This is a genomic window from Noviherbaspirillum galbum, from assembly GCF_010974945.1.
Taxonomy (GTDB): Bacteria; Pseudomonadota; Gammaproteobacteria; order Burkholderiales; family Burkholderiaceae_D; genus Noviherbaspirillum; species Noviherbaspirillum galbum.
Map to the genome: position 1 here is coordinate 107,428 of NZ_JAAIVB010000011.1, position 22,917 is coordinate 130,344.

At 57.2% G+C, this 22,917-nt stretch carries 28 protein-coding genes and 1 pseudogene; 19 read left to right on the plus strand and 10 right to left on the minus strand.

Features of this window, described 5'->3' with window-relative positions:
• Positions 1–126: 126 nt before the first annotated feature.
• Positions 127–729: a hypothetical protein gene (locus tag G3574_RS03615; RefSeq protein ID WP_163960657.1), complete on the minus strand. Its 603-nt coding sequence runs from the start codon at positions 727–729 to the stop codon at positions 127–129.
• A gap of 287 nt (positions 730–1,016) precedes the next feature.
• Between G3574_RS03615 and G3574_RS03620 the strand changes: the two genes are divergently transcribed.
• A complete protein-coding gene (locus tag G3574_RS03620) occupies positions 1,017–3,107 on the plus strand; it encodes a diguanylate cyclase domain-containing protein (protein WP_163960658.1) in 2,091 nt (696 codons plus the stop codon).
• A 569-nt stretch (positions 3,108–3,676) separates the two neighbouring features.
• Here the strand turns inward: G3574_RS03620 and G3574_RS03625 are convergent.
• The 3 genes from G3574_RS03625 to G3574_RS03635 form a co-directional block, all read right to left on the minus strand.
• Positions 3,677–3,856 carry a hypothetical protein gene (locus G3574_RS03625; protein ID WP_205609652.1) on the minus strand — a complete coding sequence of 60 codons (180 nt, stop codon included), beginning with the start codon at positions 3,854–3,856 and terminating at the stop codon, positions 3,677–3,679.
• Positions 3,857–3,942: 86 nt separating this feature from the next.
• Complete coding sequence (locus tag G3574_RS03630) at positions 3,943–4,125, minus strand: hypothetical protein (RefSeq protein ID WP_163960660.1); 183 nt, start codon at positions 4,123–4,125, stop codon at positions 3,943–3,945.
• Positions 4,126–4,129: 4 nt separating this feature from the next.
• A complete protein-coding gene (locus G3574_RS03635; RefSeq protein WP_163960661.1) occupies positions 4,130–4,492 on the minus strand; it encodes a hypothetical protein in 363 nt (120 codons plus the stop codon).
• A gap of 171 nt (positions 4,493–4,663) precedes the next feature.
• Between G3574_RS03635 and G3574_RS03640 the strand changes: the two genes are divergently transcribed.
• Together G3574_RS03640 and G3574_RS03645 are read left to right on the plus strand one after the other, a co-directional pair.
• The gene (locus tag G3574_RS03640; RefSeq protein ID WP_163960662.1) at positions 4,664–5,728 is read left to right on the plus strand and encodes a DUF551 domain-containing protein; all 1,065 of its coding nucleotides are present in this window, start codon (positions 4,664–4,666) and stop codon (positions 5,726–5,728) included.
• On the plus strand, positions 5,725–5,898 hold the full coding sequence (locus G3574_RS03645; protein WP_163960663.1) for a hypothetical protein: 174 nt from the start codon (positions 5,725–5,727) through the stop codon (positions 5,896–5,898). Before G3574_RS03640 ends, G3574_RS03645 begins: the two co-directional genes overlap by 4 nt.
• Positions 5,899–5,947: 49 nt before the next feature.
• On the opposite strand, the gene G3574_RS03650 is transcribed toward G3574_RS03645, so the two are convergent.
• Complete coding sequence (locus tag G3574_RS03650; RefSeq protein ID WP_205609653.1) at positions 5,948–6,610, minus strand: SOS response-associated peptidase family protein; 663 nt, start codon at positions 6,608–6,610, stop codon at positions 5,948–5,950.
• Between the two features lie 104 nt (positions 6,611–6,714).
• On the opposite strand from G3574_RS03650, the gene G3574_RS03655 reads away from it, so the two are divergent.
• The 11 genes from G3574_RS03655 to nikR all read left to right on the plus strand — a co-directional run bounded on the left by G3574_RS03655 (position 6,715) and on the right by nikR (position 13,810).
• Positions 6,715–7,275 carry a hypothetical protein gene (locus G3574_RS03655; RefSeq protein ID WP_163960665.1) on the plus strand — a complete coding sequence of 187 codons (561 nt, stop codon included), beginning with the start codon at positions 6,715–6,717 and terminating at the stop codon, positions 7,273–7,275.
• A gap of 11 nt (positions 7,276–7,286) precedes the next feature.
• Complete coding sequence (locus tag G3574_RS03660; RefSeq protein WP_163960666.1) at positions 7,287–7,772, plus strand: hypothetical protein; 486 nt, start codon at positions 7,287–7,289, stop codon at positions 7,770–7,772.
• Positions 7,773–8,073: 301 nt separating this feature from the next.
• The gene (locus G3574_RS03665; RefSeq protein ID WP_407941596.1) at positions 8,074–8,322 is read left to right on the plus strand and encodes a hypothetical protein; all 249 of its coding nucleotides are present in this window, start codon (positions 8,074–8,076) and stop codon (positions 8,320–8,322) included.
• 15 nt (positions 8,323–8,337) lie between these two features.
• The gene (locus tag G3574_RS03670; protein WP_163960667.1) at positions 8,338–8,952 is read left to right on the plus strand and encodes a phospholipase D family nuclease; all 615 of its coding nucleotides are present in this window, start codon (positions 8,338–8,340) and stop codon (positions 8,950–8,952) included.
• A gap of 11 nt (positions 8,953–8,963) precedes the next feature.
• Positions 8,964–9,275, plus strand: a complete 312-nt coding sequence (locus G3574_RS03675; protein ID WP_163960668.1) for a hypothetical protein — start codon at positions 8,964–8,966, stop codon at positions 9,273–9,275.
• A gap of 1,001 nt (positions 9,276–10,276) precedes the next feature.
• Entirely contained in the window at positions 10,277–10,516 is a 240-nt protein-coding gene (locus G3574_RS03680; RefSeq protein ID WP_163960669.1) for a hypothetical protein, read from the plus strand.
• Positions 10,517–10,573: 57 nt separating this feature from the next.
• Positions 10,574–10,774: a hypothetical protein gene (locus G3574_RS03685; protein WP_163960670.1), complete on the plus strand. Its 201-nt coding sequence runs from the start codon at positions 10,574–10,576 to the stop codon at positions 10,772–10,774.
• Between the two features lie 6 nt (positions 10,775–10,780).
• The gene (locus G3574_RS03690) at positions 10,781–11,008 is read left to right on the plus strand and encodes a hypothetical protein (RefSeq protein ID WP_163960671.1); all 228 of its coding nucleotides are present in this window, start codon (positions 10,781–10,783) and stop codon (positions 11,006–11,008) included.
• A gap of 53 nt (positions 11,009–11,061) precedes the next feature.
• On the plus strand, positions 11,062–11,598 hold the full coding sequence (locus G3574_RS03695; protein WP_163960672.1) for an NYN domain-containing protein: 537 nt from the start codon (positions 11,062–11,064) through the stop codon (positions 11,596–11,598).
• 957 nt (positions 11,599–12,555) lie between these two features.
• The gene (locus G3574_RS03700) at positions 12,556–13,110 is read left to right on the plus strand and encodes a fasciclin domain-containing protein (RefSeq protein ID WP_163960673.1); all 555 of its coding nucleotides are present in this window, start codon (positions 12,556–12,558) and stop codon (positions 13,108–13,110) included.
• A gap of 244 nt (positions 13,111–13,354) precedes the next feature.
• Positions 13,355–13,810, plus strand: a complete 456-nt coding sequence (gene nikR / locus G3574_RS03705; protein WP_163960674.1) for a nickel-responsive transcriptional regulator NikR — start codon at positions 13,355–13,357, stop codon at positions 13,808–13,810.
• Positions 13,811–13,825: 15 nt separating this feature from the next.
• On the opposite strand, the gene G3574_RS03710 is transcribed toward nikR, so the two are convergent.
• From G3574_RS03710 to G3574_RS03730, 5 genes and pseudogenes are all read right to left on the minus strand, one after another.
• The gene (locus G3574_RS03710; RefSeq protein WP_407941597.1) at positions 13,826–15,904 is read right to left on the minus strand and encodes a TonB-dependent receptor; all 2,079 of its coding nucleotides are present in this window, start codon (positions 15,902–15,904) and stop codon (positions 13,826–13,828) included.
• Between the two features lie 533 nt (positions 15,905–16,437).
• Positions 16,438–17,874, minus strand: a complete 1,437-nt coding sequence (locus G3574_RS03715; RefSeq protein ID WP_163960675.1) for an IS1182 family transposase — start codon at positions 17,872–17,874, stop codon at positions 16,438–16,440.
• Between the two features lie 501 nt (positions 17,875–18,375).
• Positions 18,376–19,403 (minus strand): annotated as a pseudogene (locus G3574_RS03720) (IS110 family RNA-guided transposase).
• Between the two features lie 346 nt (positions 19,404–19,749).
• Positions 19,750–19,941, minus strand: coding sequence for a hypothetical protein (locus tag G3574_RS03725; protein WP_163960676.1), 192 nt, complete (start codon positions 19,939–19,941; stop codon positions 19,750–19,752).
• Entirely contained in the window at positions 19,916–20,158 is a 243-nt protein-coding gene (locus G3574_RS03730) for a hypothetical protein (RefSeq protein ID WP_163960677.1), read from the minus strand. The genes G3574_RS03725 and G3574_RS03730 overlap by 26 nt, the downstream gene beginning before the upstream one ends.
• 33 nt (positions 20,159–20,191) lie before the next feature.
• On the opposite strand from G3574_RS03730, the gene G3574_RS03735 reads away from it, so the two are divergent.
• From G3574_RS03735 to G3574_RS03755, 5 genes are all read left to right on the plus strand, one after another.
• The gene (locus G3574_RS03735) at positions 20,192–20,623 is read left to right on the plus strand and encodes a nuclear transport factor 2 family protein (RefSeq protein ID WP_163960678.1); all 432 of its coding nucleotides are present in this window, start codon (positions 20,192–20,194) and stop codon (positions 20,621–20,623) included.
• An 89-nt stretch (positions 20,624–20,712) separates the two neighbouring features.
• A complete protein-coding gene (locus G3574_RS03740) occupies positions 20,713–21,090 on the plus strand; it encodes a COG4315 family predicted lipoprotein (RefSeq protein ID WP_163960735.1) in 378 nt (125 codons plus the stop codon).
• Positions 21,091–21,124: 34 nt separating this feature from the next.
• A complete protein-coding gene (locus G3574_RS03745; protein WP_163960679.1) occupies positions 21,125–21,634 on the plus strand; it encodes an RNA polymerase sigma factor in 510 nt (169 codons plus the stop codon).
• On the plus strand, positions 21,631–22,428 hold the full coding sequence (locus G3574_RS03750; RefSeq protein WP_163960680.1) for an anti-sigma factor family protein: 798 nt from the start codon (positions 21,631–21,633) through the stop codon (positions 22,426–22,428). Before G3574_RS03745 ends, G3574_RS03750 begins: the two co-directional genes overlap by 4 nt.
• A 50-nt stretch (positions 22,429–22,478) precedes the next feature.
• Entirely contained in the window at positions 22,479–22,895 is a 417-nt protein-coding gene (locus G3574_RS03755) for a DUF305 domain-containing protein (protein WP_407941599.1), read from the plus strand.
• Positions 22,896–22,917: the final 22 nt, after the last annotated feature.

A 22,917-nucleotide genomic window follows, 5' to 3' on the forward strand; every position in this document is an offset into this window, starting at 1 on the left:
ATAGGTTGCCGATTCCGCGGAGGTCCAGTTCGTTGAGTCAAGGACGATCTCTTCTACCTTGCCCCAGTCGCCCGGACGAACATTGGCGACGATTGCTGCCCGGACTGCCTGCAGTGGGGCACTTAGTCACCCAGTCCAGCCGCCGAGCGAAGGCGAGCCGTCGGGAAGGAAAATCATGCCTTCAATCGCGTGTATCGCGACGTACTCCGCCAGCAGGTATTGGTCGATGTACTCGCGCTGCTGTTGCGCCGTATAGGCGAAACTTTCGTCCAGTCCCAAAGCGCCGGTGACAACATCCCAATCAGGCAGGAACACCAGATTGGCATCCGCCGCGGCCCGAATCGCCGCATCCCAGTCGAGAATGCGCCGTTCGGTATGGACGGTGTAGGTCCAGCTGTCGTCGAGCCGGAAAACGCGGACACGGGCTTCCTCGAACAGGCGATGCAGGAGATAGAGCCGGGTTGTTTCGGTGAGCGGCTCGGCCGGCGCCTGGGAGGGCGTGACCTGTTTCATGCCGCGCAGGACCTCGTTGAGCTGCCCGACAGCCAGGGCGAGGCGTCCCACGGCGTCACCGGTGTCTGCGCAATCCTCGGCATCCGACAACTCGGTCATGATGAAGCGGAACAGGGAATTGCCGCATGCGTCGACGTCGTCTTTGCTCGTGAAGTGACTGAAGGCGCCGCCTTCAAAGGTGCTGGCGGCGTGCTGCTGGAAGGCATTGAACGTCATGGTTTTCTCCAAATGGGTAGCCAGAAAGGCCTGGCGATGGAGATGCGCCCACGCGGAAAAAGAGGCAAATGACAACAAAAAATCATTATTTCGGCGTTGGCTTCGTGCGTACAATCTGGGAGTTCCCAGCCCGCGGTCCACATCGACGGCTGACCGGATGTCGTTTCCCGACTTCGCAAGGAGCCCAGCAATGCCCGCCAACCCCTCCTGCGGCAATTGCGTTCATGAACAAAAGGAAGGGGGAGGGTTGCAAAACCACGATTCGAATGTAATGCAAGGGAGTCAGCATGCTGTTGTTTCGCGCGGCGTATCACAAACGGCTTAAAACCGATCTGGCTTGGCGCTTCTGTGGGATGTCTATCCTCCTCACGCTGGTCACGATTTCCGTCGTCGAAATGACCGTCACGGCGAGCTTGCAGGAGCAGATCGGACAGCGGCTGGCAGCGATGGCGTTCCAGACGGCCGACAAGCTCGACCAGGGCATGGCTGAGCGCTATCGCGAGTTCGAACTGCTGGCCGAACAGGGCAACCTCGGTGATCCCTCCGAGCCTCTGGCTCGCAAGCAGCAGCGGCTTGAACGCATCCAGAAGGCGTATCCCTACTATGCGTGGATCGGTGTCACCGACCTGCAGGGACGCGTGTTGGTAGATACCAAGAGTTTGCTGACCGGCGTTGACGTCTCAAAGCGGCCCTGGTTTGGCGGCGCGCTGGCCGGCACGCATATCCAGGATGTGCATGAGGCCAAGTTGTTGGCGGCCAAACTGCCCTACGCGGGAAGTGAGCCGCCCCGATTTGTCGATGTCGCCTTTCCGTATTCCGGTCCTGACGGCAAACCGGCAGGCGTCGTCGGTGCCCACATGAGCTGGAACTGGGCCGCGCAGATGCAGCGTGACGTGCTGGCTGTGGCAGGCAGCCCCAGTGTTGAAGGGTTCATTGTGTCCAAGGATGGCACGATCCTGGTCGCGCCGGTGGGCAATATCGCCCGTCCCATCCCAGCATTGGATGGCTCTGGCAACGGCACGAAGGGCAACGGATACCGGATTCAGCGATGGGCGGACACGGAGGAATACCTCGTCGGCTATGCCACCACGCGTGGCCATCAAGCGTATCCGGGGCTCGGATGGACGGTGCTGGTGCGGCAGAACGTGAAGTCCGCCTTTGAGCCGGTGCGGCGGACGCAGCAACTGATTTTTTGGCTGGGACTTGGCATTGCACTGGTTTTTTCCGCGTTCGGTGTGCTCCATGCCCGCGGATTGGTCGCGCCGCTCGTGGCGCTGGCAGACGGCGCACGCCGCTTGCGACTGGGGCAGGCGGCCAGCCTGGCGCCGACAAATGCACATCATGTCGAGGTGCAGGAATTGGGTTCGGCGCTGACGGCCCTGGTCGATGATCTGCAGGCCAACCAAAAGACGCTTCGAGACCTGAACGCGTCGCTGGAAAACAAGGTCGCCAAGCGCACCCAGGCACTGGCGGCCAGCGAGGAACGCATGCGAATCATCACCGACAACACGCCGGTATTGATCGCCTACCTCGATGCCCAGCAGCGCTTTCAGTTCGTCAACCGCACGGGCGCCGAATGGCTTGAACTCGACCGGAACGCCATTGAGGGTCGGTTCGCCAAGGATGTCCTGCATGAAGCCGCCTATGCGGCGCTGGCGCCGTCGATGGATAAGGCGCTTGCAGGAGAGCACACCACGTTCGAACACAGCCGCCCTTACCAGGGCAAGCATCAACACCTGACCACCCAGTTCGTCCCTGAGACCGATGCCCGCGGCCGGGTCGTAGGCTTTTTTGCATTGGCGCAGGACATCACGGACAGCAAGAACTACCAGCTCGCGCTGAAACAGGATTTGCTGACCGATGCACTGACCGGGCTGCCCAACCGAACCGCTTGCCTGCAAGAGATTCAATCGGCGGTGGCGCGCACGCGGCGCAGCAGGAAGCCATTTGCCGTCATGTTCCTTGACGTCGACCGGTTCAAGCAGATCAATGACACCTATGGTCATGACGCCGGCGATCAGGTGCTCATCGAGTTTGGACGGCGGCTGCGCCAGAGCGTTCGGGATAGCGACTTGGTGGCACGGCTTGCGGGGGACGAGTTCCTGATCATCGCGCAGGACGTCAATGATCCGGTGGACGATACGGTTCTCATCGCACAAAAGGTGCTTGATGCCATGATCGATCCCCTGCAGGTTGGTCAGAGTGAGGTTCACGTGACCACTAGCATCGGGATTGTGGTTGGTAGCAGCGACGACAGCGACCCAGCAGCGATCATCAAGCGAGCGGATGCCGCCATGTACGACGCCAAGCGCGATGGCCGCAACTGCTATGCCTTCGCCAGGCACGAGCGCAACGCCGTCGACGTCATCGACGGCTGAAAGCAGGGGCCAGGCTTGCCCCGGCCGCAAGCATTCCGGTACATGGTTCTGCTCCAAAAAGCCAATCCCGCACCGCCAAACGGCGCGTGCGGGAAGGGAAGATCAGCAAACGGGCGGCGTCACAGCGTCGCGTGTGCTTCTCAGGATCTGGGTGCCCGGCTCAAACTCTACCGGCCAGAATCGATTAAGGATGCCATCGGGCGTGTCCGTGCCCGGCTCCATGCGGCAGGTGCCAAATGCATACCAGACGGCCTTGGGATCGACTTGGGCGGCGTAGAGGCGCACTTTGTCGACTTCTTTGAGCGCGGCGACGTGGTCGTTGACAAAGGGACCGAGCAGCAGGCGATACCTGCCCTGGTCGTTTCAGCAGGACACGTAGTAGTTGCCATCCTGCGTATCAGGTCCTTGAAGCGGGGTCTCGGCGATTCTTTAATGGGCCTTCGTATTCTCCATTGAATAGCTCCCATGCGGGGGAGCGAATAAGCATTGCCCTAGAAATGTCGACACCGAAAAAACAAACCCGCATGGCCGGTGAGGGCGCATGCGGGCGAGTGGATCAAAGGACGCGGTTAGGCGTTGTTCAGGTCGAAGTGGCCGCGGCGGTTGCCGATGATCCAAGCCATCTTCAAGTCGCCATTGTCGGCATACTCGGTCGGCGCAAGCTTTTGTCCTTGGGCAGCGGCGCTATAGCCATCATGCGCGGCGCGATCGACACGGGCATCCTTGGGATACGGGTTGGACGAACTCATAGATCTCCTTGGTACGTTGAAGGCGGTCGCAGAACAAACACCCGCATTGTTGCACGAATTGCCATGCAGAAATAATGAAATGGTCATCATTTGGCCTCGTGTCCGCGGCGTTGTCCGATCTGCCATGCAGCGCTTAGCAGGTCGTCCATGGCATAGCGACTCGGCATCCGGGTCTTTCCGCGCAAGGCGGCACGGAAGCCGGCAAGGGCAGCCTGGTCGACGGCGCTGTCGCCAGCGAAGGGGTTCGACGAAACGCGTTTGTTGTGCATGTGCTCAGCCCTCCTGACGCGGATCGTTGTGTGCCTGAAGGGATTGGATTCCCCGATCGGTGTTCGACAGCTTTTCTTCGCGCTCAATGTCGTCCCCCAAGCGTCGGGCCTGTTCCTGCAAGCGTGCCAGTGTCCTGGCGTCCAGCGTGACGCTGGCCGCCAGATCCTTCAACAGGGTTTCCATGCGCTCTGCATGGCGAAACAGGGATACGAAGCGATGTACCCGGTTACGGCCATTGTCGAAGTTGTCGTGGAACTCTGCCACGATCGCTTCAACGCCTTCCGTATGGTCGACGACGGTAATCCCCTTCATGTCCTGGCCATGCGAAAGCAGTGGGCCATGAGGAAGTTCTTCAAACTCAATCATGCGATCTCCTTAAGAAGCGGCGGTTGCCGCGAACAATGCATGGTTTCCGACTGATGCCGGCGTCCCATTGCAGGCAGAGATGCGCCTTCAAAAATAAGAGACAAAACCATTATTTCAAAATCGCCTTTTTCGGTACGATCGCGCCGAACAGTCCCTTTTTCTTGTGGCCGCATGTCGTGGCGCTACGCTTGGTTAGCTTTTTGGGAGGAAGTAATGGAAATCGAATACACGTCGGCGATGGGAGAAGCCGGACAGAGATACATCGAGTCCTTGTGCTACGGCAGCCAGGGCGAACGCCTGATTAATCCGCCGTCCATGCCGGGGAACTTCCGCTGGCACGAGCTGCTTGCCCACATGCTCGCCGCGGCGCCGAAAGTCATCACGCCAGCCGTGCTCGAGGCGGTGTCGCCATCCCAGCGACTGCAACTGGTCGAGATGTACCACGACCTGAACAAGACGCCCGGCAATACCACCCGGGCGGCAGCCGAACACATGTGGCATGTGGGATACCGCAAGTACTCGCCGCCACTGTTGCAGCGGATGACGTCGCTTAAGGACCGCGTGCCCGATCCGCAGACGGTCGACCGTGTGTTGGTCTATACCGAGGGATCGGACTTCCGCGGCGAGCAGTTCTTCGACATCAAAACGGAAGAATTGCTTGGCGATGTCGATCCGGAAAGCGGGGAACTTGTTCAGTCCGAAGTTGCCGCCGCCGCCACGCACTGGATGCCCTTGCCACTGCCGGGCCTGTGGGGAGATGCGCCTTTGCTGGACGAAGGCGACTTTTCCAACCGAAGCCGTGCGGAGCTGGTGCATTACATCGCCCAGTGCCGGGCCGAGATCGATGGCCTGAGCCTTGTGGTCGCCCAGCATGAGGAAAGTGCCAAGAACGGCCGGGACTCCACTTATTGGATGATTCGTGCCACCGAGGCGCAGGAAGCTGCCGCGCAAGCGCAGTCCGAGTTGAGCTCGCTCAGGCACGACAAGGCGCTTGGCGAATCCCTCATGCACGCCGTGGAGGGACTGCTGGCCAATCCGGACTCGGCCTATCGCCGTGCGGAAGTGCAGGATCTCATTGCGCGCATGGCGAAAACCGTGGTGCCTGCCGGCGTTTGCATGGATGAGGCCTGCGCCGGCGGAACCTGCAACAGCAACATGTGCCGCAAATCCATGGACCTGCTGCAGTTGGAAAACCCGGCTGGCAACGCATCGAGCGCAGAAGGGGAGGCGGCATGAGCACCGAGTGCATGTATTGCAAGTGCTCGCTGGAGTTCACTGAGCATTTCGTGGTTCGGCGGGCCGTCAAGCCGCCCTATGCGCCGCGCCGCTGGCAAAAAATCGGCGCCTGCTGCGATAGCTGCGAAGCGGCGGGAAAACCGACTTCCATCGAGTACAAGCAACAGTGATCCACCAAGCCCACACGCGCCATGTCGCCGTGTGGGCTTTTTCTTTGCGCTACACCGGCGCAATCAGGCCTTCATCATTTACCCCGTCAGAGAGTACCCGCTTGGAGACGCGAAACGCATGGAAGGCATTTGCCGACAGCGCCTTTGTCCTTGCCAGCTGCTCGGCGTCTTCCGCACTGGTTGCCGGATCCATCCAGGCACGGGCGTCCTGCGGCGACAGGATCACCGGCACCAGGTCGCGCGGATTGCCAAACCCCAGCTGGCCAGCAGTCACAAAACACCATCCCATGCCCGGCAGACGTTCGGGTTTGTACGGCCGGAAGGACGAGATAACGGCGCACAGCATGATCCCGCCCTCTTGCAGCCGCACGTACCACGGGTTGGAGCCATCCGGCGGCAACTCATGGTAGCCCTCAATCGGCACGATAGCCCGTCCCTCGCGCCACATATGCCGGAAGTACCGCTCGCGCATGGCGAAGTCGATGCCCACAGCCTTGAACATCCGCGCGCCATCCTCGGGCGGCTCGAAGCCGAAGCGCACGGTATCCATCTCTTCGCGCCCGAGGTGGAGGCGATGCAGCATCCACGGCCAGCTTCCGGGCGCCATGTTGTAGTGCGGAACGAGGTTGCCGCCCTGGTACCTGCGCGGGTCGGACTTCGTGTCGAAGCCAACGGCGCTCGCATAGGCCATGCGGGAGAGCGTCTGGGTCAATCGGGCCGGCATGTGTCAGGTCCCAAAATATTAAATTTTTCGTTCATTTCCTTCGCTTTGACGCAAAACGGGCGATTTGCCCATTATTTTAGGAGAGAAGGAAAATGAACATCGCAATCGAAGTAAAACCCATCGTCGACCTCACCGCCAGCGGCTGGGCCGCACGCATGTTCCAGGCCAAGGTGCCGGTCCGGGTCAATACCGGCCGTATCAACAGCCGCAAGCTCAGCCACGTCGTCAATCTGGACAGCACCAGGCTCGAAATCGTTCAGGGAGAAGAGACGTCAATTACCATGCTGCACAAGGATGTGGGTCCGAACGAAGTCCGGATTCTCAACCTGCTCGCTGCCGCAGGCCTGCTCAGTCGCATCGGCATCGACGGCAACCTTGGCTCGCCCATCCCGGCGTTTGACGAGGACGAAGCCGCGCGCCGCTTCTGGGTGCTGGCGATCAAAGCTGGCGACGAGGTGGACGTGATCTACAGCCGCGCCCGGGAAGACATCCTGCGCATGACGGTGGTCAAAAACGAGGGTGGCTGGATTCGCCTGCTTCCGCAGGATAAGGAAGATGCCGCCAAAAACCACGTCATCGCCTGTGCGGTTAACGGCCAGACGGTTCCCTATCACGCCAAACTGGTTCGCCCCGGTTCGGTCTATCCGCTCTGAGAGAGGCAACCGTGGACATTCAGGAAATTCGAGCAAGATTGGATGAGCTTGGGGAAACGGCAAAAGCGCGCATGCGCGTGTCTGCCCCGGATTTCGCCGGCGCCGTGGGCGGTGCCGAAATCGACTTTATGACGGACCAAGAGCGCGCTGAGCGCCACAAGCTGGTGATGATGCTTCCCAGTTCGTTTGAAGAAGCCCAAGCAGCGAAAGCCAGGATTCAGGTCCGGATTGCGCAGCGTCGAAGCCAAACCACTAAGCCTGTCGATCTCGACGGAACTGTCTCCCGTTTCTTGTTGCGAGAGGCAACATCGCTTGTCCGCAAGGCGTACCCGGCGGTAAAAATACGACGGGCTTGGACATACCACTTCCATCAGGACCACTGGGAGTTCCACGGTCCGGACGGGTTTTACTGGGATGGCCGCGCGGACGGCGCGTATCACGCACGGTACCAGGGCTGGATGGCATGGCTCAAGACGATGGGAGTCAGCAAAGCCTAATGTTCCGACCTGTCACGGCTGCAAGCACTGCTGGTACACCGCCCCGTACGGCAAGGCAGGCGATTATCTGGGCAAGCCTGAGATATTGTCCAAGCCGCATTCGCGGTGCCTGAAGCTGCAAGCATATATCCCAATGGTATTGGGCGAACACGGCAAGTGGATCAGGTCGGAAGTCCCCAGTGACTGCCCGATGTTCCCATCAGACTGCCGCTTATAAGGTCTCTAGGTCCCTGCCTCATAGAGGGGTAGGCGACCCAGATCCGATCCACGACATCGACTAACGCAGAAAGGAAAAGCCACCATGCAATCCCCCATGATCACCAATGCTGACTATATCGAACCATCCCAAAAGGGGCGATACAGTCCATTGCAAGTATTGAAGTCCGCCGCCGGATACTACATCGGTACGATCTATACCGATGAATACGGCGACAAGGAGCCAGGTTCCCGGGATTCGGGTTACTTTGCGACACAGGAAAAGGCGCAGCAGTTTCTCGACACCGTATCCAGTGTCGCAAATCCGCAGGACTATCTGCGCGATCACCCCTAACCACGGAAAGGCAACATGAGAAAAATTGTTCCACTCTTCCTGATCTGCGCACTCGCCATTTCGCCGGCGTATGCCAGAAAGAAGTCGGCAGCACAGGAACTGGAAGGCGCAGTGACGTCGATGCTCCAGCCGGGGTCTTTCAAGGTGCCGGCCACCGGGGAGATCGAGGTCGCGTTTTCCCCAAACGAAGGTGCCGAAAAGCTGGTGATCAAGACCATCGACTCGGCCCGGTCATCCATCCGTCTCATGGCCTACAGCTTCACGTCGGCAGCGGTTGTGTCGGCCCTATTGCACGCCAAGAAGCGTGGCGTCGATGTTGCCATGGTCGTCGACAGCAAGGGCAACATGGATGAGGACAGGAGCGGCAAGGCCACGGCAGCGCTCTCCACATTGGCCACGGCCGGCGTGTCGGTGCGCACCATCAGCATCTTCGCAATTGCCCACGACAAGACCATCATCGTGGACGAGGCAACGGTCGAGACAGGCAGCTACAACTTCACCAGTTCGGCCGCCACGCGCAACAGTGAGAACGTCATCGTCCACTGGAACAATCCGCAGCTCGCCGCGGTGTACCTGAAACACTTCGAGCGCAACTGGAAACAGGGCGTCGACTTCAAAAAACGATACTAAGGAGAGACACCATGCAAACAGCAGTCGTCGAGAAAACCCGCGAGGAAGTCGAGGCTTTGAAGCGGAACTGGCAGGAGGATCCCTGCTGGGATCTGGGAGAGACGGAAGGGTTCGAGGCCCACCGGGCGGAACTGGCCGCATTCCAGACGGAGAACGAACGTATCTGGCGCGACCAGGCAAAAGTGAGGCAAGCCAAGCAGGAGCAGGACATTGCGGACAAGGCGATCGCTCTGGGCATTCCCGGCAACATTGCGCTGGCCGGCTATATCCTTGACCTGGAGAGGCGAATCAGCAATCTGGAGAGCAAGGTCCTGCCGTTCTGACCGAACATTGACATCATCGACCCCATATCGCAAGCACGCGGTATGGGGTTTTTCTTTGCGCACTCAGCCCCGAAGAACAGGAACATCCTGCTTTTGAAACAGGAAAGCCCTTCGGACCCAGCGACTGCGCAGCAGGCGCGTACAGCCGCGCTGCCGGCGAGCCGAGCGAGCCACGAACCGGCCAATCATAGCGCACAGGGTAGGGCTGGCCACCCGGCGCCATCGCGCCCTGTACCGCCTCCAACACGCCATCAGCAGCGCACATCGCACCGACGCGCCATCCACTCCAGCAGGCACCACGTACCAGCATCACCAAGGACATCGACCGGCCACATCGCATCCGGCGCGAATAGCGCCTTCCGTTGCCGCGTAGCGGCTTCCCCGGCGCGAAGCGCCATCCCCAGCGCAGCGCGCTCACCCCGGCCGCGACCAGCGGCTTACCCGGCGGTGGTTTCATCGCCGCCTTATACCTGCCGAGACGCTAGGCGAGTGCAGGGGGTCCCGGTGTGCGGCACGCCCATACCAGCTAGGTTGCCTGGACGAGCGCAGCAGCTACCGGCAGGCAACCAGGACAGCCCGCGCCGAAAATTCCAGTCCGTGCCTCAAACCTCGATGGGGCCTGCAGTCCAACTGTGCGCGCCTTATATACGGGGCCGGCTGGCGAGAAGAAGCAGGGCTTTCCTGAAGTTGAACCACAATAATTAGCAGCAGTGGTCGATGGTTCGATGTCTACGAGGGAAATCCTCCTAAGGTCCCGCTTGATCCATCGCGCAAACGTCGCCGCCCGCTAAAAACGTGCACCCAACAGCCTCTTTGTTTCAATCTAATTGGACCGGTCCCCAAGTCAACCTGTGCGCAACAGCAGCTTTATCGGCGTTCCGCGCAGGAGCATTTGATGCCTTACCTGATGGACGATCCGCACTGCCTGCGCGCAACGTTTGCGTTCATTTTTCGATCGTGTAATATCCCCAATAGGGATATCCAAAAGGTAGCACGATGAGATGAAGCAACGGGAATTATTGCAGACCGCTATGCACGACCTTGACCTGACGCGTGAAGCGTTTGCAGAAAGGCTTGGATGCGCCAAGCGGACCCTCGATAAATGGCTCCTACCCGATACATCGAACGACTATCGGAAGATGAACGAAACGATTTGGAACCTGGTGCGCGAAATACTCGCTCATGAAAAGCTGAAAGCCAAGCATGAGAGACTTCAGAAACGGATTATAAAAGACGACTAGTTATTTCATTGGAGATAAGAAATAAAGCCGGCGCTTATGAACCACCAAAGGAAAGACATGGGTAGAAAACACAAGACCTTAGCTCAGTCAGAAATCGGCTCTAAAAAATGGGACGAAGAAATGGAACGACAAAACCCCGGTTGGGGCAAGCGGCATGCAGCGCGCGCTCTTATCGGGCAGTTTCCAATTCCAGCTGAACGATTGAAGCGCTTAACAGGCCCAGCGATTGACTTGAACCCACTTCCGCCATTGAAGTAAAGGGAAATGATGAGAGACGTTGCAAAGCAGGCATATGAGGCAACCAAAATTGGCGCCACAGGATGGATGCGCCCAGATGCTACAAAAGGTGAAACACTGGAAGGATTCCAATCGGTATTTCACAGTGCACAAGCGATGCAGGACGCTGGATTGATCTTAATCCAGCAAGTTCACCGTGAAAGCGCTAGTGGGAAAAAGCTGATCGACGCGATTCAATTCATGCGCGCGAAATAGCGACGCACGAATTGACGCTCTGGCGTAGAAAAGAGCTAAACAGGGAGATTGTGATGGCAAATTTTTTGTATGTTGATAATTCCAATATTTGGATTGAAGGAATGCATGTGGCGGCCTATCAAAATGGGCTCGTCCCCGATGTTTGGTCCGCAGTACAAAACAAAATTACAGACCCCACTTGGAAACTGGATTTTGGCAAGCTTTTCGAATTTGCGGGGGGGCAAAAGGCAGATGTCGCAAAAGCTGCTCTTTTCGGGTCGCGTCCTCCACAAAACGATTCAGTGTGGTCCGCAGCGGAGCGTCGCGGTTTCCAGGTCATTACTTATGACCGTAATGTGGCCAACCACGAAAAGAAGATAGATACCGACATCGTTGCCACGATGATCGAAGATTCGTACGAGCTAATGAAAGCAGGCGACGAAATTACGCTGGTGGCCGGAGACGCAGATTATGTCCCAGCCATCGAAAAGCTTAAAAGACGTGGCTTCCCTGTTCACGTCGTGTTTTGGAAGCATGCATCGCGCGAGTTAAAGGATGTCGCCACTAGATTCGTGCCGCTCGATGACTATCTAAAGCACTTGGCGCGCTGATAAGAATATCCAGCGGTTAGCGAACCATTAGTTCATTTTTCATTTCTCCGTTAGCATGCTGGCCATCCGAGTTTTTATCGCGCTAGCACTGGAGAGCCCATGTCATTTGCTTGGCCCACATTCACGACCGAGACGGCCGCCGCCAAGAAGCCGGCAAAGCCGAAACAGCCGGCAAAGCCCCGTCCCGGCGCTGTGATCATCCAGAATGGTCAACCTCTGAGGTATTGCCCGTCACCCGCGAATTGAATAGGAATGGACATTAAGTTGAGGTGCATGTGTAAAGGACATTCAAGAAATCGCCATGTCCATACCATTTGTATTAAAAGCGGGTATTCATCATGCACTATGTCCATACCCTTCGTAACGCAATTTGGCGGGATTTAACGACTAAGTAAGTGCGACCGGCGATGCGCGGTCAACCTACCTCGCGCCGGATGGCGGCGCGATCCGCGCATAGCGCGGACTGCGGGCCAGCCTTCCCTTGAACAGCCGAGTGCCGGCTCTATTCGCCCGTCTCTCGGTGTGTTGACCAACCGCCAAGGCAAGCTTGCAATACAAGAGAGCGAACTCCTCGCCTTGGCGTGCGTATTCTGGACCTCGCCCGAGCCATGTTCGGCGACGTCTTCACTTAGACAGAGTCATAAGCGGATTTGGAAAAGGGATTAGTCCGCATCGCTTCAAGAAGCGGCCATCCACGGTGTTCAGTTGATCGCCGGCAGTCGACCCCAAGCCGACTGTCAACATTCTCTATAGCAGACGTTCCGCTAGCAACTAATACGGAGTTTTCACACGCCTTCGACCCCTCGTTGCCACTGCTGAACTTCATAAACAGACGTTACTTCCATTGTTCGGCAATATGACCGCCACGAATTTTGCCTGTAGCTGAATCCGCTCATGTAGCCTCCGCGTATATAAGAATGGACGCTCAACTATCCCCACTTTTCTACAGAGGCAATCATGAAAAAATTCAGTCAATTATTACTGGTTTCAAGCATTGTGCTGGCATCTGGATCAACTTTCGCAAACGACAAGGTCATGGTCGGTGGCCAATCCATGCTGCCGTCAAAGGACATCATCGATAATGCGGTCAATTCAGCCGATCACAAAACCCTGGTTGCAGCAGTCAAGGCTGCCGGTCTAGTGGAAACTTTGAAAGGAAAAGGCCCATTCACCGTATTCGCGCCAACGGACGCCGCCTTTGGCAAACTACCCGCTGGGACTGTCGATAACCTGGTCAAGCCGGAAAGCAAGGCGGCTCTAACCAAGGTTCTTACTTACCATGTCGTTTCAGGCAAATATGATTTCACAGCCCTGTCTGATGCAATCAAAAAGGGTCAGGGAAAAGCATCGCTGCCAACAGTAAGTGGCGGCAAATTAATGTTTGCCATGAATGGTCCGCATAATATCCAGGTTTCCGATGAGGCCGGCGGTGCCGCCAATATCAGTGTCTACGATGTATATCAATCAAACGGTGTCATCAATGTCATTGATTCAGTGCTGGTGCCGAAGTAAGAATTGATGCTGTAAGATTGAACGGGACCTTAGAATATCGAGACCCGTTGATCCAAGTGAGTCTTCTCCTGAGGGTGAATTGGCGTAATTGCCGACCTTGGCCGAACCATAGAAAGTTCGGCCTTTTTTTGTCTGAAAAGTTTTATCAACAAGAGAGCATACTGCTACTTTGCCGGATCATCATAGGCTCTAAATTTTGATATCTTCAGGATACAATTGAGGACATCTTCATTCCGGAAAAACTATGCGCCGTATTACCATTTCTGTTGACGAGGAGCTTGCCCGTCAATTCGACGATCTCATCGAGCGGCGAGGCTATGTTAATCGCTCAGAAGCATTCCGTGATCTTCTTCGCGTGCGAGTCGAGGAGGAGCGCAAAGTCAGCAATCAAGCTCGGCATTGTGTAGCAACGGTCAGTTACATCTATAACCATCATGAGCGCGAACTGGCCCGGCGTTTGACGACACTTCAACACGATCACCACGACATTTGCGTCTCTACGATGCATGTGCACCTCGACCACAATAACTGCATGGAAACGGTCGTATTGCGAGGCGCATTTTCGCTAGTGAACACCTTTGCTAATCAGCTTGTTGCGGAAAATGGCGTGCGGCACGGAAACATCCATATCGTGCCTGTAGAAATGGCGACGCCTTCTACAAAAAAGCATCGCCATATTCACCTGATGCCAAAGACGTGAAGCACGTCAATAGTCTCAGTAGTTCATGACCAGCGTCGCCCTGAACGAACGGGATTCAATCGGGTGGAAATGCACGTCATTGACTGCCGCCGATTCACCAGGCAAGCGCGACTCATAGTAATAATCAATTGCTGAAGCTTTTCGGTTGAGCAGGTTATAGCCTTCCAGTTCAATCCGCATCTTCGGGTTGATCTTGTAACCGATGCGGCCATTTAGCGTAGTTGTACTGTGCGAACGCACGCTATTGTCTTCGATCAGCGGACGTGGTCCAAAGTAGCGCAATTGCAAGGCTCCAAAATACGGGCCAATATTATCCACTGCAACCGCCACCGATCCTACGCCTTCGACAGCGCCTGGGATCCGGTTGCCAACGGGGTCGGCATCGCGGAATCGGGCACGTGCAAAAGCGATATCCGCATCCACGGTCAACCATTTGGTCGGTTTGTAGTAGTTATTGAACTCGAAGCCGTAACGACGGCTTGGCCGACTGGCCTCGGTCGTACCAGCGTCACCGACAAAGAGGAGTTCCGAGTCGAAATCCAGCCGATAAACCGCCAACGAAGTCTGCAGGCCTGGCACGAATTCGGAACGCACGCCGAGCTCCATGCCCTTTGCCCGCACCAGCGGTGACACGCGGTCAACAGGGTCGCCCGATTTCGGATCAATCGTGATCGTTGTACCTCGTGCATCGTTACTATGGAACCCGTTCCCCAGATTGACGTAGTACTCAGTCTTGGCCCATGGACCGAAGATGAGGCTTAATTTTGGACTGACGATACTGTCATTGCTCTTGCCTGAATTGACCGGGTTGTCACTGCGCACATCGAAACGATAAAAATCGCTGCGAATTCCCGCGACGGTACGGAATTTTTCGCTCCATCGCGTATTGTTTTCAACATAAATACCTGCGCTGCCTTCGACTATATGGTCGGTTCGGGTTGTTGACAGGCGCTGTCGCGACACAGTGTTATGCAGGCCATTAAAGATATTGTCATTCTGCAGTTGCAAACCCACCGTGTTCTCTGACTGCCGTCCCAGCAGCTTGGTTTCCCAGGTGTGGCTGAGATTAGCTCCAAAGGTCGTGCGCCGGTCGGGTTGATTGAACTGGTCGCCGTTGACCGGATCATCATTGAAGTAGGTGAAATTGGAGTACAAATCGAGCTGATTGTGAAGGACGTATGCGTTCGCACGCGTAGCAGAAGAGTCGCCAGTCTTGCGCCAGGCCGTCGACAGGCTATACCGGTGTGACTCGCCGCCATCGGTGGGGTCAATGAAACCGAAGCGAGAAAGTGCACCACTATCGACCGCGCGTTGTGGGATTTGGTCAGTAGCCTGCCATCGGGCGCGGTAGGCCATTGCCGATACATTGAATCCGTTTGCCTCTGTGCCTTCGCTATAACGCAGCACACCATTGGTACGTCGGTAGTTGTCCGGCATTACAAACGGACCGTCATTGTGAAACAGCTCCAATGCATATAATAAATGGCCATTGCCCACTGCTGGCGAATCCGCCAGCAAGGTGCGTCGGTAACCATTCTGTCCGATACCTATGCTCGCAATACCGGCTGCGAGCTTGTCCGCATACACCACGCTGGACGCACCTGCAGACGCGAAGTCGCCTTCAGAGGCGTAGTACGGACCTTTTTTGTACTCCAGGCGAGTGGTCAACTCCGGGATCAGGAAGTTCACATCGGTCCATCCCTGCCCATGTCCGTGGGAGCGCTGATTGACTAACATGCCGTCCACGGTAGTTCTGAAATCGGTACCATGATCAAGGTTGAAGCCGCGCAGGTAAAACTGGTTGGCTTTGCCCTCGCCGCTGTGCTGGCTGACGATCATGCCCGGGGTCGCTTCGAGCAATTCGCCGGCCCGGTAAACCGTACGGGCTTCAAGCTGCTTTTGTGTCACGATGCCACTATTGGCTGAGTCCGCAATGCCGATTTGGCTGGTACGGGAAGTCTCAATAGTGATACTGGGGAGTGTGGCTTCGGCATCGGCTGCGTAAGCTCCCGACGCATGCACCAGAAAAGTGCTGAGTACAGCAGCACTCAGCGTGGTTCGGCGTAACTGGACGCCAACGATTTTCAACCTCACGGCAAGCCTTTCAAATTAACTTGTTCAATTCAGTAGGAAGAAAGGGCGGCAAGAAACAATGGCAGCCCAAGCAATAAACCATCCTTCAGTTTTCAACTAATACGGATACGCGTCGACGCGTTAAATGGATTCATACGATTTCAAATATTGTAGGATGCATTGCACATTTAATCACAAAATGGCGAGAAAAGATGATTCCCAACATCTTTCGTTGATGCCCGACAGAAATCTAGTTTCGCAATGATTTTGGCAGCCTGTATGTTTGTGCTGCGTGAGCAATTGGGTTTGGGTTGACCGTCATACTTACTCTACCAACACCAACTAGGGAGAACCAGTGATAGGCCGGAATTGGCCGCAGGCGGCGCTAGCTGGAGAGTGTGTCGCTGGCAGCTATAGGACACTTTGCGGACCTTGCCTCAATGGCGGTGGCTGGCCCTTGCCGACCGAGGTTGTGCGGAAACGTCCTCAGAACGACCTCAAATGAGAATTTGGCGACCATGATTCAATTTGATCGCATGAGAAGACCTTTCGGCCTATCGTCTCATCGCCGCCATTAACGTATTCGGTCCCAAGATATTTATCATTCGCTTCAAGTTGTACGCCAGGACATGCAAGCTCATTTCGGTTGCCACGTTCGGCAGCCTTTTCATCAGGAAGTGCGTGGCACCCATCCATGCCTTTAGCGTGCCAAACGGATGTTCAACCGTGCAGCGGCGTGTTATTGCCAAGCCGGGCCGCTCGTCCAGTCGCCGCTGCATCCGCTCCAATATCTCCTCGTGCTCCCAGCGCGTAATGCGCCGGTAATCGCCAGTGGTGCACTTTGGTTTTAGCGTACACGTCGGACATGCTGAAGGCCAGTACTTATGCAGCAACTCACCACGCTCTTCGGTCTGGCATCGCCATGGGGCACGTTGACCGGCCGGACACAGATATTCATCGCTTTGTGCCATATAGATGAAGTCGCGCTTGTCGAATTTGCCCAGCGCCCGGTTGTTTGACGTAATCGGCTTGGGCACCAGTGGTACTGCACCTTGCAGTTCGCAGGCACGGATCTCCACACCGCTGAAGTAACCACGATCTGCTATGGCCACAAGGCCCTTCTTTTCAATAACCTGCTGGACATGTTCGGTCATGTTGGCAAGCTGGCTTCTGTCATGGCCGACATTGGTCACTTCGTGAGCGACGATCAGGTGGTGTTTGGTATCGACCGCAGTCTGTACGTTGTATCCCACCATGCCGGTGCCGCGCCCGCTTGTCGCCATGGACCGCGCGTCCGGATCGCTCTCGGAGATCTGCTGGTCTGGCACCTGCTGCAGCTGCTTCTCCAGTGCATTGAAGTCATCAATCTGCCGCTTGAATGAGGCGATCTTGTCCTTGATGTGCTGGACACGCATCTTGGTCGTCAGCTCCGGCTGCCGGTCCGCCCGGTCGAGTTCTTCCATGTAGCGGGCGATGCTTTCTTCGACCTGTTCAATACGTGCCTTGATCTTGCGCTGGGTGTAGTTCTTGTCACGGTTATTGACCGCCTTGAACTTGCTGCCGTCGATGGCGACTTCGCCGCCTTCGAACATGTTGAGTTTGTGGCACAGCAGGACGAACTGCCGGCAGACGTTGCGGATGGCCGTTCCATTGTCCTTGCGGAAGTCGGCAATGGTCTTGAAGTCTGGCGTGAGCCGGTTGATCAGCCACATCAGTTCGACGTTGCGCTGAGTTTCTCGCTCCAGGCGCCGACTCGACTGAATACGATTGAGGTAGCCATAGAGGTAGATCTTGAGCATGACCGCCGGATGGTACGAAGGTCTTCCCGTTTCAGCAGGAACCGCGCCATCAAAACCAAGCGACTTCAGATCGAGCGTGTCGATGAAGGCATCAACGACGCGCACGGGGTTGTCTTCGGCGACATACTCGTCCAGCTGTGCCGGAAACATTGTGCCTTGCGTGCGTTCGACTCCCTCTATGAAGCGCTTCATACGAATCCCCTTTGTTAGGTGTTATTCGTTTGACCCTTCATTCATAGTTTTGTTTACTCAAATTGAGGCGTTTTCACACACCCTGGACCCTAAGCCGTCATAGCCGCTTCCCAATAGCGACCTTCGTCTGCCTATTGGACAGACGAAGGATCGCTCAGTGCGAGTTGGAAGTCATCAAAACATTTTCACACATAGATGGTCGCCCCCAGTTTGCCAAGCGTTCAATTCATGATGTCGCGCCGGTGAAGATTGCAGCCATAGATCCGGACTTGTGATCGAGGCTATTGCCTCTGTCCCTGATGGAATATGCTGGCAGGTTCCTAATCAGTCTGTCGAGCTTGATGCTCCCCGTGTCAAATAGGTTTGGCCTGCCTCGGTCTGACCTGTTCTGCCATCACTTCATGATTGCCCGTGCAATCGGTGGAGGGTTCTTTCCCCTTGTATTTCTTCTTCTACTACTGGACTCTTTGTTGCATGTTCATGTGTTCTATATCTGGTTCGTCATCGTGGAATATTGAAAGTCAGGTTGAAGGTTCGGTCATGCGCAAGCAGCGCCCACATGATCCTGGCGTTTCTGTTAGCCAGCGCCACAGCGGCAATGTTGTGATGCCGCCGCTCTGATAGTTTGGACAGCCAGCCGCTCACGTAGTCCGTCTTTCGCTCTGCCACGCGCCAGACGGAACGCGCACCGTGAATCAATAACATTCTGAGGTAGGAGTTACCTCGCTTGCTGATTCCAAGTAGGTTTTGCTTGCCGCCACTGGAATGCTGACGAGGCACCAATCCCAGCCAGGCTGCCAACTCCTTGCCGCTCTTGAAGTTACGTGCGTCACCAATAGAGGCTACAAGCGCGCTGGCGGTAATAGGGCCAATTCCTGGAATTTACGCCAGCCTCTTGCTTGCTTCGTTCTCCCTGTGCCAACGCTGAATCTGCTGCTCAAGTTCCTCAACATGCCGATCAAGCTCGCGCAAATGTTCTACTAACCGCTGAAGCAGTTGAACGAATGTGCCCGGCAAATCAGCTTCATCAGCGCAGAGCATGTCTGGCACCCGCTTCAATATGTGGCATATCCCCTGGGGCATTACGATGCCGTACTCAACCAGCATTCCGCGAATCTGGTTAGTTTGCGCAGTACGTGCTTTGACGAATCCCCGGCGTGCCCGGTGTAGAGATAGTACCGCCTGCTGTTCGATGTTCTTGATAGGGACAAAACGCATGTTTGGCCGGATTACGGCTTCACAAATTGCCTCGGCATCGGCAGCGTCGTTCTTGTTGGTCTTAACGTAGGGTTTGACGAACTGAGGAGCCATAAGGCGCACGGTGTGCCCGAGCCCTTGAACCTCCTTGCCCAGTGATGTGCACTGCTGCATGCCTTCATGCCGATCAAACATGGCGTAAGCTTGGCTAGGAACGGTAACACCTGATCACGCTTGAGTGCCTTCTTGACTACCGTTCTCCCATGCTGATTTACCGGATGGAGTTGGATCACATTCTTTACCAGGTCCAGGCCAATCGTCGCAATTTGCATTTGTCGCTCCCTTGGTTGATGGTTGTCGCAGTTCCTCTACATATTACTGCGGTGCAATTTTGGGAGGGGGCGACCATTCCATTAGCTTGGACCCGTTAATGCCTTTGACGGCTATATAAAACTGCCATTCGCAACATTAAACAGGCCTTTGTCCCATGGCGATGAGGCCGGTTCGACAGAGAGCAACGCCAGCCACTTCAGTCCAAGTTGGGCAAACCCCGTCAACTAACCCCAAGTTAAGTGCGGTCACTTCGGCGCGGGCCGTGGAGAGCCCGGTCCTCGCGCGCGCAAGGTCGAGTTCGTTGATGTTGCCAATTTCGAAATGACACTGGCTGCTTCGCATATTTTATTCTCGGGTGCGGACCGTCCCCTGCAGGAATACCAGTTCGGCGTAAGTGGCACGCAGGCAGAAATAGGTCTGAGCCACATCCGCCTGCATGTCCAATAGCACCAAACGGAAGATGGCTTCACTGGCGTCGGCAATGGCGGCCTTCAGCCTCACCGCGCTCCAGTCAGCAATTCGATGGGCGGGTGCCAAGTTCCTGCTGTTCGTCTAGTTGACGCTTGGCGGCGCGGCGATCAACCGGCTTGTCATGGCGTTGTTTGCCTAATAAAGCATGGATGGCGCCGCCGTCCGGCACCGGACGACCAGGAAAAAATTTTTTGCCTTCGATGGAATAAACGGAATCCCCGTTTCGTATACGCATGTGTAGGCAGAAGCAAGATGTCTCGCCGCAGCGCAGCAGGTCTGTCAAATTCAGTTTCGATTCACCCACAGGAGTATTGCCATGAAACACTTCGTGATCGTCGCCAGCCTTTCCCTCGCCTCCATCGGCAGTGCCATTGCCGGTCCTGCCACCGACGCGGCGCAAACCCACTTCAATGCGATCGCCACCGGCGACCTCGGCGTCGTGATGCGCGGTTACGCTGCCAATCCGCAGCTGAACTGGGTCGGCGGCCCGCTCGACGGCACTTATGTCGGCGCCGACAACATCCGCGGCACCTGGGAAAAATTCGGCAAGGCGGTCGGACCGCTGAAGGTCACCGTCGCCAACCTCGAAGAGTCGGCCAACCCAAAGGGGTCCACCGTGTCGGCCAATGTGCAATTCGAGGGCAAGCAGCCGATCAAGGTACGTTACGTGCTAACTTACCGTGACGGCATGCTGGTCAGCGAAACCTGGCAGATCGATCCAAAGCTGGCCGTCGCCGCCGGTTATTGAACGCCCGCTCCATCCCGGGGAGGGGATTGTCCCGCGCCGATCCGATGTGCGACCGTTCCCGCTCCAGCTCTCTTGCCCTAGGAATCATGATGAAACCAGTCCGCACCTTTCTGCCGGCCCTCGCCGCGCTTATCCTGGTATCCGGCGCCGCCTTCGCCGATAGCCCGCCGTTGAAGAAGGTCGACGGCATTGCCGTCGATGCCGCCGGCATGACGGTCTATACCTTTGACCAAGACGCCGCCGGCAGCGGAAAAAGCGTCTGCAACGGTCCCTGTGCCGGCCTGTGGCCGCCGGTCGTCGCCCCCGCCGGCCAGCTTGCCGCACCGTATTCGGCAGTCACCCGCGACGACGGCACAAAACAGCTCGCCTACAAGGGCAAGCCGGTCTACCGCTTCGCCTCCGACCAGAAGCCGGGCGACCGCAGCGGCGACAACCTGAAAAACGTCTGGCATATTGTCCAGGATTGAGCGTGCGCTCTCGACCGATTTGCGAAAGCCCTTTATGCAAGACGACAGCGCCCAACTGATGATTGCCTGCATCCCGCGCCTGCGCCGCTATGCGCGGGCGCTGATCGGCGACCGTACCGGGGCCGATGACCTAGTGCAGGACACGATGGAGCGCGGCTGGAGCAGGATGTCGTCGTGGCGCTCCGGCAGCGACATGCGCGCCTGGTTGTTCGGCATCATGCACAACCTGCACATCGACCAGGTGCGCCGGCCGTCGATCACCACTGTCGAGCTGGGCGACGAGACGCCGATGCCCTCCATCCATGCACCGCAGGCCGACAGGATGCAACTGCGCGACATGGAATCCGCATTGAAGACGCTGCCGGCGGAGCAGCGCGAAATCCTGCTGCTCGTCGCGCTCGAAGAGATGACGTATGAGGAAGTGTCGGCCACGCTCGGCATTCCAGTCGGCACCGTGATGTCGCGGCTGTCGCGCGCCCGCGAACGGTTGCGCGCGCAGATGGAAGGACAAACTGTCGCATCCCCGTTGAAAGTCGTGAAATGACCCAATTACCCGTTACCGAAGCCGATCTGCATGCCTACGTCGACGGCCTGCTGCCAGAGTCGCGACGCGACGAGATTGAAGCTTACCTCGCCGCGCGCCCGGAAGAAGCCGCGCGCCTGCAGGCTTACCGCAACCAGAACGACGCGCTGCGCAAGCTGTTCAACCCGGTGCTGTCTGAGCCCGTTCCTGCCCGACTGAATGCGGTTCCCCACCGGCGCAGCTGGATGCTGCAGCAACTCGCCGCCGGCCTTGCGATCGCCTTTCTTGGCGGCGGCGCCGGCTGGATGCTGCATGAGCGTGTCGGCCCGCAAGCCGAGCTTGCGCTCGCTCCGGCATCGGCGCCGGCGAACGTGCAACGGGTCGCCAGCCTGGCGCGCCAGGCGGCGATCGCCCACGTGGTGTATAGCCCCGATGTGAAGCGCCCGGTGGAAATCGGCGCCGACCAGGAAGATCAGCTCGTCACCTGGCTATCAAAACGCATCGGCAGCCAGATCCGTCCGCCGAAGCTTGGCAAGCTCGGCTACGAGCTGATCGGCGGCCGCCTGCTGCCGGGCGAAACCGGACCGGTCGCCCAATTCATGTACCACGACGTCGCTGGCCAGCGCCTGACCCTGTATGTCTCCACCGAGCAGGCGCAGAACAAGGACACCGGCTTCCGCTTCGCGCAGGAAGGACCGGTCAATGTCTTCTACTGGATCGACGGCAAGTTCGGCTATGCGCTGTCTGCAGGCGCCGACAAGGGTGAACTGGCGCGCATTGCCACAGTCGTCTACGAGCAACTTCAAAAAACCTGATGAACAGACATCCAATGCTGATCCTCTCCAATATTTTCGACATTCGTTCGATGTTGCGCGCCGGCATCGCCGCCACTTGCCTGGTCGCCGCCGCGTCCGCCGCCGCCCAGCATGCGCACGGGCACGGGCATGGCGCCGCTACCGACGCACCGCCGCCGGCCTTTGTCGCCAGCACCGCCAAGCCGTTCGCTGCCCTGATGGACGATGCAATGGCGGTGATGGACCACGGCATGAAGCGCGCGCCGATGAACGGCATGCCGGAACATGACTTCATTACGATGATGATTCCGCACCACCAGGGGGCGATCGACATGGCGAAAGGCGTGCTCCTCAACACCAAGGACCCCGAGCTGCGCAACCTGGCGCAGGGCATCATCACCGAACAGCAGAACGAAATCCGCGTGATGCAGGCGTGGCTGCAGCGCCACCAGGCGCAGCATGACGCCCGCGCCGTCGCGCCGAAGTGAACACCTCTCACCATACTGAAAG

Coding starts and splice junctions, on each gene's coding strand:
- G3574_RS03635 (WP_163960661.1), bottom strand. CDS start 4,492: ATGATTGAGTTTGAAGAACTTCCTCATGGCCCACTGCTTTCGCATGGC.
- G3574_RS03685 (WP_163960670.1), top strand. CDS start 10,574: ATGGGTAGAAAACACAAGACCTTAGCTCAGTCAGAAATCGGCTCTAAA.
- G3574_RS03640 (WP_163960662.1), top strand. CDS start 4,664: ATGTCGTGGCGCTACGCTTGGTTAGCTTTTTGGGAGGAAGTAATGGAA.
- G3574_RS03755 (WP_407941599.1), top strand. CDS start 22,479: ATGTTGCGCGCCGGCATCGCCGCCACTTGCCTGGTCGCCGCCGCGTCC.
- G3574_RS03625 (WP_205609652.1), bottom strand. CDS start 3,856: ATGAGTTCGTCCAACCCGTATCCCAAGGATGCCCGTGTCGATCGCGCC.
- G3574_RS03630 (WP_163960660.1), bottom strand. CDS start 4,125: ATGCACAACAAACGCGTTTCGTCGAACCCCTTCGCTGGCGACAGCGCC.
- G3574_RS03735 (WP_163960678.1), top strand. CDS start 20,192: ATGAAACACTTCGTGATCGTCGCCAGCCTTTCCCTCGCCTCCATCGGC.
- G3574_RS03665 (WP_407941596.1), top strand. CDS start 8,074: ATGCAATCCCCCATGATCACCAATGCTGACTATATCGAACCATCCCAA.
- G3574_RS03615 (WP_163960657.1), bottom strand. CDS start 729: ATGACGTTCAATGCCTTCCAGCAGCACGCCGCCAGCACCTTTGAAGGC.
- G3574_RS03645 (WP_163960663.1), top strand. CDS start 5,725: ATGAGCACCGAGTGCATGTATTGCAAGTGCTCGCTGGAGTTCACTGAG.
- G3574_RS03655 (WP_163960665.1), top strand. CDS start 6,715: ATGAACATCGCAATCGAAGTAAAACCCATCGTCGACCTCACCGCCAGC.
- G3574_RS03750 (WP_163960680.1), top strand. CDS start 21,631: ATGACCCAATTACCCGTTACCGAAGCCGATCTGCATGCCTACGTCGAC.
- G3574_RS03700 (WP_163960673.1), top strand. CDS start 12,556: ATGAAAAAATTCAGTCAATTATTACTGGTTTCAAGCATTGTGCTGGCA.
- G3574_RS03670 (WP_163960667.1), top strand. CDS start 8,338: ATGAGAAAAATTGTTCCACTCTTCCTGATCTGCGCACTCGCCATTTCG.
- G3574_RS03680 (WP_163960669.1), top strand. CDS start 10,277: ATGAAGCAACGGGAATTATTGCAGACCGCTATGCACGACCTTGACCTG.
- G3574_RS03675 (WP_163960668.1), top strand. CDS start 8,964: ATGCAAACAGCAGTCGTCGAGAAAACCCGCGAGGAAGTCGAGGCTTTG.
- G3574_RS03695 (WP_163960672.1), top strand. CDS start 11,062: ATGGCAAATTTTTTGTATGTTGATAATTCCAATATTTGGATTGAAGGA.
- G3574_RS03715 (WP_163960675.1), bottom strand. CDS start 17,874: ATGAAGCGCTTCATAGAGGGAGTCGAACGCACGCAAGGCACAATGTTT.
- G3574_RS03740 (WP_163960735.1), top strand. CDS start 20,713: ATGAAACCAGTCCGCACCTTTCTGCCGGCCCTCGCCGCGCTTATCCTG.
- G3574_RS03745 (WP_163960679.1), top strand. CDS start 21,125: ATGCAAGACGACAGCGCCCAACTGATGATTGCCTGCATCCCGCGCCTG.
- nikR (WP_163960674.1), top strand. CDS start 13,355: ATGCGCCGTATTACCATTTCTGTTGACGAGGAGCTTGCCCGTCAATTC.
- G3574_RS03690 (WP_163960671.1), top strand. CDS start 10,781: ATGATGAGAGACGTTGCAAAGCAGGCATATGAGGCAACCAAAATTGGC.
- G3574_RS03620 (WP_163960658.1), top strand. CDS start 1,017: ATGCTGTTGTTTCGCGCGGCGTATCACAAACGGCTTAAAACCGATCTG.